The 12,498-nt window shown below is 74.4% G+C and carries 14 protein-coding genes and 1 riboswitch; of the genes, 6 read left to right on the top strand and 8 right to left on the bottom strand.

Annotated features, from left to right (window positions below; genetic code table 11):
- Positions 1–282: 282 nt before the first annotated feature.
- The 4 genes from ACIRQ9_RS14010 to ACIRQ9_RS13995 all read left to right on the top strand — a co-directional run bounded on the left by ACIRQ9_RS14010 (position 283) and on the right by ACIRQ9_RS13995 (position 4,053).
- Entirely contained in the window at positions 283–1,629 is a 1,347-nt protein-coding gene (locus tag ACIRQ9_RS14010) for an FAD-binding protein (protein ID WP_404171473.1), read from the top strand.
- Positions 1,630–1,712: 83 nt separating this feature from the next.
- On the top strand, positions 1,713–2,459 hold the full coding sequence (locus tag ACIRQ9_RS14005; RefSeq protein ID WP_404171470.1) for a nuclear transport factor 2 family protein: 747 nt from the start codon (positions 1,713–1,715) through the stop codon (positions 2,457–2,459).
- Positions 2,456–2,797, top strand: a complete 342-nt coding sequence (locus ACIRQ9_RS14000) for a YciI family protein (RefSeq protein ID WP_404171467.1) — start codon at positions 2,456–2,458, stop codon at positions 2,795–2,797. Before ACIRQ9_RS14005 ends, ACIRQ9_RS14000 begins: the two co-directional genes overlap by 4 nt.
- Positions 2,794–4,053, top strand: a complete 1,260-nt coding sequence (locus ACIRQ9_RS13995; RefSeq protein ID WP_404171465.1) for an RNA polymerase sigma factor — start codon at positions 2,794–2,796, stop codon at positions 4,051–4,053. The genes ACIRQ9_RS14000 and ACIRQ9_RS13995 overlap by 4 nt, the downstream gene beginning before the upstream one ends.
- Before the next feature lie 160 nt (positions 4,054–4,213).
- Here the strand turns inward: ACIRQ9_RS13995 and pgm are convergent, their stop codons facing one another.
- From pgm to ACIRQ9_RS13970, 5 genes are all read right to left on the bottom strand, one after another.
- Positions 4,214–5,854 carry a phosphoglucomutase (alpha-D-glucose-1,6-bisphosphate-dependent) gene (gene pgm / locus ACIRQ9_RS13990; RefSeq protein WP_404171462.1) on the bottom strand — a complete coding sequence of 547 codons (1,641 nt, stop codon included), beginning with the start codon at positions 5,852–5,854 and terminating at the stop codon, positions 4,214–4,216.
- Between the two features lie 120 nt (positions 5,855–5,974).
- Positions 5,975–6,184, bottom strand: coding sequence for a hypothetical protein (locus ACIRQ9_RS13985; protein WP_404171459.1), 210 nt, complete (start codon positions 6,182–6,184; stop codon positions 5,975–5,977).
- Between the two features lie 194 nt (positions 6,185–6,378).
- Positions 6,379–7,131 carry a CbtA family protein gene (locus ACIRQ9_RS13980; RefSeq protein ID WP_404171456.1) on the bottom strand — a complete coding sequence of 251 codons (753 nt, stop codon included), beginning with the start codon at positions 7,129–7,131 and terminating at the stop codon, positions 6,379–6,381.
- Between the two features lie 21 nt (positions 7,132–7,152).
- A complete protein-coding gene (locus ACIRQ9_RS13975) occupies positions 7,153–7,374 on the bottom strand; it encodes a CbtB-domain containing protein (RefSeq protein WP_046732744.1) in 222 nt (73 codons plus the stop codon).
- A gap of 38 nt (positions 7,375–7,412) precedes the next feature.
- Positions 7,413–7,551: riboswitch (cobalamin riboswitch) on the bottom strand.
- 68 nt (positions 7,552–7,619) lie between these two features.
- Positions 7,620–8,678 (bottom strand): enoyl-CoA hydratase/isomerase family protein, encoded by a 1,059-nt coding sequence (locus ACIRQ9_RS13970; RefSeq protein ID WP_404171453.1) that lies wholly within the window; start codon positions 8,676–8,678, stop codon positions 7,620–7,622.
- Positions 8,679–8,892: 214 nt separating this feature from the next.
- On the opposite strand from ACIRQ9_RS13970, the gene ACIRQ9_RS13965 reads away from it, so the two are divergent.
- On the top strand, positions 8,893–9,597 hold the full coding sequence (locus tag ACIRQ9_RS13965) for a GNAT family N-acetyltransferase (RefSeq protein ID WP_404171450.1): 705 nt from the start codon (positions 8,893–8,895) through the stop codon (positions 9,595–9,597).
- Positions 9,598–9,712: 115 nt separating this feature from the next.
- Complete coding sequence (locus tag ACIRQ9_RS13960) at positions 9,713–10,519, top strand: thioesterase family protein (RefSeq protein ID WP_404171447.1); 807 nt, start codon at positions 9,713–9,715, stop codon at positions 10,517–10,519.
- On the opposite strand, the gene ACIRQ9_RS13955 is transcribed toward ACIRQ9_RS13960, so the two are convergent.
- Genes ACIRQ9_RS13955 through ACIRQ9_RS13945 form a run of 3 tightly spaced genes read right to left on the bottom strand, consistent with a single transcriptional unit; the run spans position 10,520 to position 12,328 of the window.
- A complete protein-coding gene (locus ACIRQ9_RS13955; RefSeq protein ID WP_404171444.1) occupies positions 10,520–11,197 on the bottom strand; it encodes a hypothetical protein in 678 nt (225 codons plus the stop codon).
- The gene (locus ACIRQ9_RS13950; RefSeq protein WP_404171441.1) at positions 11,184–11,714 is read right to left on the bottom strand and encodes a DUF6114 domain-containing protein; all 531 of its coding nucleotides are present in this window, start codon (positions 11,712–11,714) and stop codon (positions 11,184–11,186) included. The genes ACIRQ9_RS13955 and ACIRQ9_RS13950 overlap by 14 nt, the downstream gene beginning before the upstream one ends.
- The gene (locus ACIRQ9_RS13945; RefSeq protein WP_404171438.1) at positions 11,705–12,328 is read right to left on the bottom strand and encodes a DUF6230 family protein; all 624 of its coding nucleotides are present in this window, start codon (positions 12,326–12,328) and stop codon (positions 11,705–11,707) included. Before ACIRQ9_RS13945 ends, ACIRQ9_RS13950 begins: the two co-directional genes overlap by 10 nt.
- Between the last annotated feature and the right edge of the window lie 170 nt (positions 12,329–12,498).

Here is a 12,498-nt window from a genome sequence, read left to right as displayed (position 1 = left end):
TCGACCGTGGCTGCTGTATCGCGGGAGCCGGACAGACCAGAACACCTCTCACACGACGTGCGCTCCGGAGAGCGAAGGGGGCCGTGCGCGGGGCTCCGTGAGGGAGAGGTGCACGGCGGCGGTACCCGGGCGGTACTCCGGACACGCGGATCTCCCGAATCCCGGGAAGTAAACCCGTCGTGACGCTCCGGCGTCCATGCGGGAAACCTCACACGGCCGCGGGCTCCCGGCGCGAGGATGGTCCCCGCCCGTGTCGACCGATGCCCCAGGGGAGCGTGCCGCGTGACGCCGTCGGACCGAGTCGCCGCGCGAGTCGCGGAGTTGCTGGACACCCGCCCGGACGCCCTCGCCGAGGCGGCCGACGACTTCGGCCACCTGGTGCGCCGGCCACCGCTGGGCGTGCTGCGGCCCCGGTCCGCGGCCGAGATCAGGGAGGCGCTGGAGTACGCGGGCCCGCGCGGGATCCCGGTCGCGGCGCGGGCCGGCGGGCACTCGCTGTACGGCCAGGGACAGGCGCCCGGCGGGATCGTCCTGGACCTGTCAGCGCTCGACGCGGTCGGTCCGGTCACCGGCGACCGGGTGACGGTGGGGGCCGGGGCACTGTGGCGGGACGTGCTGGCGGCGACCGGGCCGCACGGCCTCACCCCGCCCGTCCTCACCGACTACCTCGGTGCCGGCGTCGGCGGGGTGCTGAGCGCCGGCGGCCTGGGCGGCGCGAGTCACCGGCACGGTCTGGTCGCCGACTCGGTGCTGGAGCTGGAGGTGGTGACCGGCGCCGGCGGGCACCTGCTCTGCTCGCCGGAGCGGCACCGCGACCTCTTCGACACCGTCCTCGCCGGCCTCGGCCAGGTGGCCGTGATCGTCCGTGCCACGCTCAGGCTGTCGCCCGCGCCCGCCACGGTGCGCCGCTACTGCCTGTCCTACCGCTCGCTCGACACCTACCTCGCCGACCAGCGCCTGCTCGCGACCGCCCCGCGCTTCGACCACCTCGAAGGCCAGGCCCGCCCGGTCGAGGGCACCGTGGACGAGTGGACCTACGTGATCGAGGCGGTGGCCCCGCACCGGGACCGGACCCCGCCCGACGACCGGACCCTCCTCGCGGACCTCGCCTTCGACTCGGCCGAGGTCACGGACCTCGGGCACGCCGAGTTCGCGCACCGGGTCGCCGCCGACGAGGAACTGCTGCGCGAGACCGGCGAGTGGCGGCATCCGCACCCCTGGCTGAACCTGCTGCTCCCCGAGGACACCACGGCGTCCGTCGTGACGGGCGTGCTCACCGACCCCGGCTTCCGGGACCTGCGCGAGAACGGCCTGGTCCTGCTCTATCCCCTGCTCACCCGCGCCCTGCGGGCCCCGCTGTTCCGTCGCCCGCGCGGCGAGGTCGTCTTCCTGCTCGCCCTGCTGCGCACGGCCGAGCCGGGCGCGGCAGGCCCGATGGTGGCCGCCAACCGCGGCGCGTACGCGTTCGCGCGGGCACGCGGGGCCGTCGCCTATCCGGTCAACGCGCTGCCGATGAGCCCGGACGACTGGCGTGCGCACTACGGCGACGGGTGGGACGGCCTGGCCCGCGCCAAGGGCGTCCACGACCCGTACGGCGTCCTGGGCCAAGGCCACGGGATGGCGGGCTGAGAAGGTCCGTCCGCCGGGTGTCGATTCCGCGGGGCGCCGTTCGTCGGTGCGGTGTAGGAAGCTCTTGAGGACCGGGAGGAACGATGAAATACATGCTGCTGGTCTGCGGCGACGACACCGCGGACGCCTCCGGGACGGCGCCGGTCGAGCCCTGGGTGGAGGAGCACGGCGTGCGCACCGGGGCCCGGCTGTACGGCCACCGGCTGCGGCTGCCCGACACGGCGGTCACCGTCCGCGTCCGCGACGGCGAGGTGCTGCGCACCGACGGCCCGTTCGCGGAGACGAAGGAGTACGTGGCCGGTTTCGACGTCGTCGACTGCGACAGCCTGGAGGAGGCCGTACGGATCGCCGCCGGGCATCCGGTGGCCACCGTCGGGGCCATGGAGGTGCGGCCGTTCTGGGACGAGGGGCTCGCCGAGGACCCCGCGGCGGCGATCCGGGCACTGGACGCCGAGCTGACCGAGGCCGCGCGCGAGCGGGACGTCGAGCGGTTCACCGCCTGCTACGCGCCCGACGTGGAGGCCTTCGGGCTCACCGGCGGCGACGCGCTGTCGGGGATCGCCGCGCTCCGCAAGGCGGTCGAGGGGTGGTTCGCGACGCTCGCGGGGCCCGTCCACCGCGAGGTGCTCGACCTGCGGGTACGCCCCGGGGAGGGCAGCGCCTTCAGCCATGCCCTGGTCCGCGTGCGCGGCACCCGCGTGACCGGGGAGCCCCTGGACCGGACGGTACGGGTCACCACCGGCCACCGGGACACCGGCTTCGGCTGGCTGATCGCCCACGAACACCTGTCGGCCGCGTCGGCCGGGAGCACCGGAGAGGAGCGGTCGTGAAGTACGTCCTGTTCATCTGCACGCCGGTGGGCGGCGAGGAACTCAGCCCCGCCGAGATCGCCGAGGACCCGCGCTTCACCGCGTACATCGAGGAGGTCCGCAACCGTGACGTCGTCAAGGGCGGTGCCCGGCTGCGGCCCGCCGCCGACGCGACCACGGTGCGCGTCCGGGGGGACGACGTGCTGCTGAGCGACGGGCCGTTCGCCGAGACCAAGGAGTACGTCGCGGGGTTCGACATCATCGAGGTCGCCGACCTCGACGAGGCCGTCGCTCTCGCCTCACGGCACCCCGCGGCGCTGGCCGGCGGCTCGGTCGAGGTCCGGCCGGTCTGGGAGTGACGGTCACGGACGACGTCGAGAAGGCCGTCGCCGCCGCCTTCCGCGAGGAGTGGTCCCAGGTCGTCGCCACCCTGATCCGGGTGACGGGCGACTGGGACCTCGCCGAGGAGTGCGCGCAGGACGCCTTCGCGCAGGCGCTCGAGCGGTGGCGGCGGGACGGGGTGCCGCGCCGGCCGGGTGCCTGGCTGACCACGACCGCGCGCAACCGCGCCCTGGACGTGCTGCGCCGGGAGACGGTGGGAGCGGCGAAGCTGCGGGAGGCGGCCGTGCTGGCACGCGACGAGGGACCCCGCGACCCGGACCACGAGGGCGACGACAGCGGTGTGGCCGACGACCGGCTGCGGCTGATCTTCACCTGCTGCCATCCGGCGCTGGCCGTGGAGGCGCGGGTCGCGCTGACCCTGCGCACCCTGGCCGGGCTGACCACCCCGGAGATCGCCCGTGCCTTCCTGGTCCCCGAGGCGACGATGGCGCAGCGGCTGGTGCGCGCGAAGCGGAAGATCCGCAACGCCGGCATCCCGTACCGGGTGCCGCCCGCGCACCTGCTGCCCGACCGCACCACGGGCGTCCTGGCCGTGCTCTACCTGCTGTTCAACGAGGGGTACGCGGCCACGGCGGGCGCCGATCTGATGCGGACCGGGCTGTGTGCGGAGGCCGTGCGGCTGGCCCGGCTCCTCGCCCGGCTGATGCCCGACGAACCGGAGGTCCTCGGGCTGCTCGCGCTCCTGCTGCTGCACGACGCGCGCCGGGAGACCCGGGTGGACGCGGCCGGTGATCTGGTGACCCTGGAGGACCAGGACCGCTCGGCGTGGGACCGTGCCGAGATCGACGAGGGCGCGGCCCTCCTGGAGAGGGCGCTGCGCCGCGGCCGTCCCGGTCCCTACCAGATCCAGGCCGCCGTCGCCGCCTGTCACGCCACCGCCGCGACCGCCGCCGGCACCGACTGGGCGGACATCGCCGGTCTCTACGGCGAACTCCAGCGGTATGTGCCCTCGCCGGTGGTCCGGCTCAACCGGGCGGTGGCCGTGGGCATGGCCGAGGGCGGCGCGGCCGGTCTCGCCCTGGTGGCGGAGCTGGAGGCGGAGGGCGACCTGGCGGGCTACCACCTGCTGCCGGCCACCCGCGCCGACCTGCTGCGCCGCATGGGCCGCGGCGCCGAGGCGGCCGCGGCCTACGAACGGGCCCTGGAACTGGTGGAGAACGCGGCGGAGCGGCGGTTCCTGGAGAAGCGGCTCGCCGCGTGCCGGGCCGGGTAGCGGGGGCCGGTGCGGGCCGCGACCGGGTCGGCCGCGCCGCCCGCGCCGGTTCCCCGGACTCCCGCCGCCGCGCCCGCGGCCGGGACAGGCCGTGCCGGCGCGGGCGGCGGCCGGCGGGTCGCCGGCCGCCGCCCGGCACGGACCGTCCGGCGCGCGGTCCTCAGCCGCCGAGCGCGGCCGTCACCACCGCCTTGGCCTCCTCCTGCACTCGGGCGAGGTGGTCGGGTCCCTGGAAGGACTCGGCGTAGATCTTGTAGACGTCCTCGGTGCCGGACGGGCGGGCCGCGAACCAGGCGTTCTCCGTGGTCACCTTGATGCCGCCGATGGCCGCGCCGTTGCCCGGCGCCTCGGTGAGGACGCCGGTGACCGGCTCGCCGGCCAGGGTCTCGGCCGTGACCTGGGCCGGGGAGAGCTTGGCGAGGAGAGCCTTCTCCTCGCGCGTCGCCGGGGCGTCGATGCGGGCGTAGGCGGGCTCGCCGAAGCGGCCGGTCAGGTCGGCGTAGTGCTCGGACGGCGTCCTGTCGGTCACCGCCGTGATCTCGGAGGCGAGCAGGGCGAGCAGGATGCCGTCCTTGTCGGTGGTCCACACCGAGCCGTCCCGGCGCAGGAAGGAGGCACCGGCCGACTCCTCGCCGCCGAACCCGATCGCGCCGCCCGCCAGTCCGTCCACGAACCACTTGAACCCGACGGGGACCTGGACCAGTTGCCGGCCGAGGTCGGAGGCCACCCGGTCGATCATCGAGGACGAGACGAGGGTCTTGCCGATGCCGGTGCCCGTGGGCCACCGGTCGCGGTGCCGGTAGAGGTAGGAGATGGCGACGGCCAGGTAGTGGTTGGGGTTCATCAGGCCGGCGTCGCGGGTGACGATGCCGTGCCGGTCGGCGTCCGCGTCGTTGCCGGTGGCGACCCGGAACTCGTCCCGCTTCCCGATCAGCGAGGCCATCGCGTACGGCGAGGAGCAGTCCATGCGGATCTTGCCGTCCCAGTCCAGCGTCATGAACCGCCAGGTGGGATCGGTGTACGGGTTGACCACGGTGAGGTCCAGGCCGTGCCGTTCGGCGATCCGGCCCCAGTAGGCGACGGAGGCGCCGCCGAGCGGGTCGGCGCCGATGCGCAGTCCGGACGCCCGGACCGCGTCGAGGTCGAGGACGCTGGGCAGGTCGTCGACGTAGACGCCCATGAAGTCGTACCGGCCGGTGGTGGGCGCGGCGAGCGCACGTTCGTACGGGAGGCGCCGCACGTCCTTCATGCCGCCCGCGATGATCTGGTTGGCGCGGTCCTGGATCCAGGAGGTGGCGTCGGAGGCGGCGGGGCCGCCGCTGGGCGGGTTGTACTTGAAGCCGCCGTCGGCGGGCGGGTTGTGCGAGGGGGTGACCACGACGCCGTCCGCGAGGCCGGTGGTCCGGCCGCGGTTGTGGGTGAGGATGGCGTGCGAGACGGCTGGGGTCGGTGTGTAGCCGTCGGCGCTGTCGACCAGGACGGTGACGTCGTTGGCGGCGAACACCTCAAGGGCGGTCACCTTCGCGGGCTCGGACAGGGCGTGCGTGTCGGCGCCCAGGAAGAGGGGGCCGTCGGTGCCCTGGCCGCTCCGGTACTCGCAGATGGCCTGGCTGGTGGCCGCGATGTGGTCCTCGTTGAACGCGGTCGCCAGGGACGACCCGCGGTGCCCCGAGGTGCCGAACGCCACCCGCTGGGCCGGATCGGCCGGTTCGGGGTGGCGCGCGTAGTAGGCCGTGACCAGCCGGGCCACGTCGACGAGGTCCTCCGGAGCCGCCGGCCGGCCCGCTCGCTCATGCGGCATGAGTCCACTTCCTCCGCAGTCGTTGATCGATCGCTGGACGCCCATCTTTCCCTGCCCGCGGCGGCGGGCGCGAGTGCGGCACCGGCACTCCCGCGAAGACACGGCGGATTCACGGCCGGTTCACACCCGTCGCGGGGTACCCGGGGGCCGATGGCGGCGGAGCAGGTCCGCGATCGCGCAGCGCAGGCACTCGGCGTCCGGCGGGTGGCGGTCCGCGGCGCCGCCGACCACGTTCTCCGGTTCGCTCAGGAGCTGTTCGGTCCGCTTCACCTGCTGGGCGAGCACCCGGACCCGGGCGCTCCGGCCGCCGATCCGGCGGCGGCCGGCCACCAGTTGTTCGTCCTCGCGGACGGTGAGCGCGACGGCCTGGTGGCCGCCGAGGGTGATGCGACGTGGCAGGGGTGTCGTGCCACTCGGATCCGCCGCTCCTCGCCTCGGGTCGTCCGCGCCGGGTCCGCCGGTGCCCGGAGAACGCGAGAGGGCCCCCGGTGGGTTCCGAAGGGCCCTCGCGTGGCGTGAATCGTTCAGTTCGCGGCGGGAACCGTACGTCCGGCCGGAGCCGTCGCGGGCTTGGGGTTGAGCTGCCGGTGCGCCAACTCGCCGAAGACCAGGCCGAATCCGCCCCACAGCACCAGCTGGACGGCCAGCGCGGAGAGCCGGAACCGCCACAGCAGGGTGGCCGGGAAGTCGGCCGGCACCTCGTTGACGACGGGCAGGAACTGGTAGGCCAGGGCGACGACGACGGCGAACGCGGCCACCGCGGTGACGGTCGCCCACCAGGTGCCGAGGCTCGGCCGCAGCCGCTTGCCGAGGAGGGTGGCGGCGACCGCGAGCAGCACGCTGAGCACCATCATCAGGAAGTACAGCGTGGTCCGCTTGCCGATGGTGTCCGGATCGCCCACCGACGGCGGGTTGGCCGGGTACTTGAGGAAGGGCACCACGTAGACGGCGAGCAGCGCGCAGCCGGACAGCAGCAGCGCCGTCGCCCGCGGCGAGAAGCGGCCGACGCGGCCCAGGGCGAAGCAGAAGGCGAGCGCGGCGATGCCGCCGAAGGCGACCCCGTAGACCAGCACGCCGGTGGCCAGGCCCGCCGTGGACTGGAGCGAGCGGGAGACGACCTCCATCTCGTGCTCGTGCGCGTGGGCGTCCTCGAAGCCGATGGCCTTGTCGACGTTCGGCTCACCGAGGAGATAGGCGACGACGAGGGCGAGCACGCCGGCGGCGAGGCCGGCGAGCATGCCCCGCACCAGGAGGTTTCTTACGGTTGCGGAGTTCATGAGCGGACGGCGTCCCTCGCGTCAGTGGCAGGGGAAGCCGAGGAGGTGACGGGCGTCGTGCACCCATTCGTGGACGTCGGTGCCGCTGAACACGGAGGTGGCGCCCTGCTCGGCGCCGACGAAGTAGAGCAGGACGAGCATGAGGATGCCGAAGAAGACCGCCCAGGGAGCTATCGCGCTCAGCGGCAGCTTGGCGGGAACTACGGGGGTGGTGGCTGTCGGCTGCGCGACGGTCTGCGCCATGGCAGAACCTCCTCTGGGAGTTCGCGTCCCATCTCGGTGGTGCACTGGACGACGGCTACGGGTCTGACTCGCGAGTTCCCGGGGGGGGTGCTCGCACACAGTGGCGCGACCGTGCCGGACTTGCACCGGCTTCCGTTCTGTCGTCGTCGATTCCGGACAGACGGTACCGCGTGTCAGGGGCACGGCCAAGACCGCCCCATCAGGCGTGATCTTCCTCTCCCGCCCGGTGACCTGCCGCCGCCGGATCAGCGGTGCGGGTGTCCGGCCCCGTCGGCCAGCCCGAGTTCGCGGTCGCCGAGCGGGGCGAAGAAGCGGTCGACGTCGGCGTCGGTGACCTCGGCGAGGGTGGCCGGGGACCAGTGCGGGTCGCGGTCCTTGTCGACGACCTGGGCGCGGATGCCCTCCACCAGGTCGGCGGTGGACAGGGCGGCGCAGGAGACGCGGTACTCCTGGTCGAGGACCCGCTCCAGGCTGCCGAGACGCCGGGCCCCGCGGAGCGCGGCCAGGGTGACCTTGAGCGCGGTGGGCGACCTGGTGAGCAGGGTCTGCCCGGCCTCCTTGGCGGCCGGGTCGGGGTGGGCGAGCAGTCGGTCCACGATCTCCTCGACCGTGCCGGCGGCGTAACAGGCGTCGATCCACCCGCGGTGAGCGGCCAGTTCGCCGTCCGGCGCGGGCCGCACATGCCCGGTGAGCGCGTCCTGTACGGGCTGTTCGGCGAGGTCGGCGGTCAACTGCCCGATGCGGTCGGAGGGGACGCAGTGGTCGGCGAGTCCGCACAGCAGGGCGTCGGCGGCGCCGATCTGGGCGCCGGTCAGCGCGAGGTGGGTGCCGAGTTCTCCCGGGGCGAGGGCGAGCAGATGCGTCCCGCCGACGTCGGGCACGAACCCGATCCCGGTCTCCGGCATGGCGATCCGGGAGCGTTCGGTGGCGATCCGGACACTGCCGTGCGCCGAGACACCGACCCCGCCGCCCATCACGATCCCGTCCATCACCGCGACGTACGGCTTCGGATACCGGGCGATCCGCGCGTTGAGACGGTACTCGTCCCGCCAGAACGCGGCCGCCGCACTGCCGTCCCCGTCCCGCGCGTCGTCGTGCACGGCCCGGATGTCACCGCCCGCGCACAGCCCCCGCTCCCCCGCACCGCTGATCACCACCGCCGCGACCGCCGGATCCCGCTCCCAGGCGGCGAGCGCCTCGTCCATGGCGAGCACCATCGCGTGGGTGAGCGCGTTCAGGGCCTGGGGCCGGTTCAGCGTGATGTGGGCCGTCCGGCCCTCGGTGCGGAACAGGACGTCGCTCATCCGTGGACCTCCGTACGGCCGCGGGTCGCGTTGACGCGCATGATCTGGTCGGTTCCTTCCGCGATCCGGTGGGCCCGCGCTCCGCGGACGATCTTCCCGCTACCGTACGCGCCCGTGCCCCGGGCGCCGCCGCGGCCCCGCGCGGGCTCCTCGGCGCACGCTGGTTACGATCATGGCGGCACCGACAGCGGCACGGCGAACGGGGAGTTGCACGATGACAGCCGAGGAGAGCGCCGTACTCGACGACCCGGTGGGCGCCTCCCTGCTCGGTCACCACGCCCGGCTGGGGCGGCGGGCCGGCCGGGCCGCGAGCTATGTGCCGGACGTGGCGACCTTCTCGTCGGTGTCCGCCGACCCCGGTCCCGAGGACTGGGCCGACCTGGCCCGGCTGCTCGGTCCCGGCGCGTTCGCCGACATGTTCAACTGCCCGGCGCCGCCGCCCGCGGACTGGGAGCCGGTGTTCGTCCTCGAAGGGCGGCAGCTGGTCTGGCCCCGCGGCCGCCGGCCCGCGCCCGCTCCCCGGGCGGACGGCACCGACCTGGTCGAACTCGGTGCGGCCGACGTCCCCGAGATGCTCGCGCTCGTCGCGCGGACCGCACCGGGACCGTTCCGGCCGCGCACCCGCGAACTCGGCACCTACCTCGGCATCCGCGACCGGGGCACGCTGGTCGCCATGGCCGGCGAGCGGCTCAGGCCGCCGGGATGGACCGAGATCAGCGCGGTCTGCACCGCCCCCGAGGCACGCGGACGGGGTCACGCCGGCCGCTTGGTGGGCGCGCTGGCCGCGCGCGTGCTGGCCCGGGACGAACGTCCCTTCCTGCACGCGGCGGAGTCGAACACCGGCGCGATCGCGCTGTACGAACGGCTCGGGTTCGAGAGCCGCGCGCACGTGACCTTCCGCGGCTTCCGCACCCCGTGACCCCGTCCGCGCACCGCGCCTCGGCACACTGGGTGCCGTGTGCACCTTCTCACCCGGCGCGACGGCACGGATGCCGGCGGCGTCCCGGGTGTCCAGATGAGAGGAGAGACGTCCGTTGGCCATCCCCGGCGCGACCCAGGGCAGTTACTTCGAGGCCGTCGACGACCACCGCTACAAGCCGACGCCGCGCGCGGGCGGCGCCTGGGCCCCGGACGAGCAGCACTTCAGTCCGCTGTCGGGGCTCGTGGTGCACGCCCTCGACCGGTACCGGGCCGCGCGCCCGGACAACGGCCTGCTGCTGTCGCGGATCAGCTACGACATCCTCGGCCGGCTTCCCCTGGACGAGTGCGAGATCGAGGTGGAGACCGTCCGTCCCGGACGCACCATCGAACTCCTCGAAGCGGTCGTGCGGATCTCCGGCCGCGCGGTCCTGCGGGCCCGCGCCTGGTACCTGGCCGAGCTGGACACCGCCGCGGTGGCCGGCGGCCCCGACGACCGTCTCGTCCCGCCCGACTCCCTCGCCCCGTGGCCGGCGGGCGAACTGTGGCCCGGTGGCTACATCGGCTCGGTGGAGATCCGCCCGGTCGCACCGCGCCGTCCGGGCCGTACGGCCGCCTGGATCTCCACGCCCGTGGACCTGGTCGCCGGTGTCCGGGTCAGCCCGCTCGCCTCGTTCCTCACCCTGGTCGACACCGCCAACGGCATCGCCGTACGGCGGTCGCCCACCGAGTGGATGTTCCCGAACGTCGATCTGACCGTCCACCTGCACCGCCAGCCCCGGGGTGTCTGGACGGGGCTGGACACGAAGGTCAGCTTCGGTCCCACCGGACAGGGCCTCACCAGCACGGTCCTGCACGACATGGACGGCCCGGTCGGGCACGCCTCGCAGATCCTCACGGTCCGGCCGCTGCCGGCCGCCTAGTCAGCGGGGCGCGGCCCTCAGCTCCGCGCCCTTGACGGACAGCCGGCCGCCGCGCTGCACGACCTGGGTGACGGTCGCCGAGACGAGGGTGATCGTGCGGGTTTGGCCCGCGGGACGCGCGAGCCAGCGCGGGACGGCGTCCGGTGTGACGGCGAGGGCGCGGTGCGCAGGGAGCGGGCCGCCACCGACGCCCGTGACCCGGCCGGACAGCTTGCGGACGTAGAGGGTGACCTCGCCGGTGGCGCCCTGGCCCTTGAGCGTGGCGGTGGTCGCGGGCCGGGCCCGCAGCCGCAGCGCCGCGCGGCCCCGGCCGGCGGTGAGGTCGAGGTCGACGGCGTCCAGCGACCGCACGGTGAGCTTCACGGCCCGGACGGTGCCCGTCGCGGTGCGCACGGTGGCCGTCCCCCGGAACCTGGCGCCGCGCAGCACGAGCCGGTCCGCCCGCAGCACCAGGGAGCCCCTGTCGGCGGCGGACGGGCCGGGCCGCGGCGCGCCGGTCGCCGCCTGCCGGCCGCTCGCCGCCGGGTGCGGGACGAGGGACAGGGACAGGCAGGCCACGGCCGCCGCGCAGGCGAGCGGCGCGGACGCGCGGGCGAGCGCGGCGGTGGCCGGGCCGGTACGGCGTGGACGGGCGGGTCGGCCGGTGCGCGTGCTCGCGCCGTCGTCAGTGGTCGTCACCGGGACCCTCCGCCGCCGCGACGGCCGTGGCCGTGCCGTCGCCCTGGACGGCCCGGTCCGCCTCCGCCTCGGGCGGCAGCCAGGCGCAGGCCAGGGAGCCGCCGATCAGGCCGCAGGCGACGCCCAGGAAGAGGCCGCCGAAGTTCGCCACGGGAAAGGAGATGACGGCGAGCAGGAGGGTGGCGACTCCGGCGAAGACCCTCAGGTGCGGGCGGCAGCACAGCGAGACGCCCAGGACCAGCAGCAGGGTCCCGATCACCAGCGCGCCCGCGCCCGAGGTGGTGGACAGGGCGAGCGGGATGCCGGCCAGGTCCAGTCTCGCGTAGGGCCAGTAGAGGATCGGCAGCCCGGCGGTGAAGGTGAACAAGCCCGCCCAGAAGGGGCGTTCGCCGCGCCAGTCGCGGAACCCGCGGCGCAGTTCCGGTGCCGCGGCGAGCAGTTCGCGGCGCCTGCCGGCGGGATTGATCAGTCGGGCCGTCCTGATCAGTGCGGTCGCGGTCCGTCGGGTCAGGGGCATGAACGGGCGCCCGATTCGATACGGATCCGCAGCCCGGGGACGTTCAGGGTGCCGGCGGACACCGCGACCGTGTTCACCCGTACGTCGGTCAGGGTGACCGACGTGGACTGCAGGGCGACGCCGTCCGGGTCGAAGAACCGGGAGTCGCGGTCGCCGGATCTGACCGGGCCCTTGGAGATGGCGCCCTGGGCGACCCCGATGTCCAGGCCGGTGAAGTTCGCCTGCGCGGCGGCCTCCGCCGTGACGTCGAGGAACAGGTCCGTCGCTCCGACCAGCCGCTTGTCGCCTCCGCTGATCAGGAGGGTCTGGGTGCCCAGCACGGGGACGTCGACCGAGATGGCCTCGCACAGGCCGCTGATCGTCGCGTGCCGGAAGCCGGTGACCACGACGGGGACGAGTTCGCGCTTCCTGGTCACGTCGATCATGCTGTAGAGGCTGACTCCCCGGGCCGTCAGCGAGTCGGCGGTGACCTGGAACTTCTGGCCCGAGACGAAGAACGACGCGGCGAGCACCCCCTGCGCCATGCCGATGCCGACGGTCGCGCACGCGGCGACGGCGGGCACCAGAACCACCCCGAAGAGCCGCCAGCGGGTCCTCCCGGCGCGGTGCGACATCCCGACTCCTTCAGTCGTGAGGTACGGCCCCGCCCCTCCCGAACCAGGCGAGATGTCCTGTTTGTCCGGTCACGGATCCTAGGCTTCCGGGTCGCGCGATCGGCTGCACGCCAGGCCCGCCGTCCGAGTGATGCGCGTTTCGCTGGTCCCATCGGGCGACGGGCGTGCCC

This window comes from Streptomyces sp. NPDC101237 (assembly GCF_044767465.1).
Classification (GTDB): domain Bacteria; phylum Actinomycetota; class Actinomycetes; order Streptomycetales; family Streptomycetaceae; genus Streptomyces; species Streptomyces gramineus.
This window is presented reverse-complemented; position numbering and strand designations above follow the sequence as displayed.

Bases quoted from the DNA above. Each gene is read 5' to 3' on its own strand.
- ACIRQ9_RS14005 (WP_404171470.1), top strand. From the start codon at position 1,713: ATGAAATACATGCTGCTGGTCTGCGGCGACGACACCGCGGACGCCTCC.
- pgm (WP_404171462.1), bottom strand. From the start codon at position 5,854: ATGCCGCATGAGCGAGCGGGCCGGCCGGCGGCTCCGGAGGACCTCGTC.
- ACIRQ9_RS13980 (WP_404171456.1), bottom strand. From the start codon at position 7,131: ATGAACTCCGCAACCGTAAGAAACCTCCTGGTGCGGGGCATGCTCGCC.
- ACIRQ9_RS13975 (WP_046732744.1), bottom strand. From the start codon at position 7,374: ATGGCGCAGACCGTCGCGCAGCCGACAGCCACCACCCCCGTAGTTCCC.
- ACIRQ9_RS13970 (WP_404171453.1), bottom strand. From the start codon at position 8,678: ATGAGCGACGTCCTGTTCCGCACCGAGGGCCGGACGGCCCACATCACG.
- ACIRQ9_RS13965 (WP_404171450.1), top strand. From the start codon at position 8,893: ATGACAGCCGAGGAGAGCGCCGTACTCGACGACCCGGTGGGCGCCTCC.
- ACIRQ9_RS13950 (WP_404171441.1), bottom strand. From the start codon at position 11,714: ATGCCCCTGACCCGACGGACCGCGACCGCACTGATCAGGACGGCCCGA.
- ACIRQ9_RS13945 (WP_404171438.1), bottom strand. From the start codon at position 12,328: ATGTCGCACCGCGCCGGGAGGACCCGCTGGCGGCTCTTCGGGGTGGTT.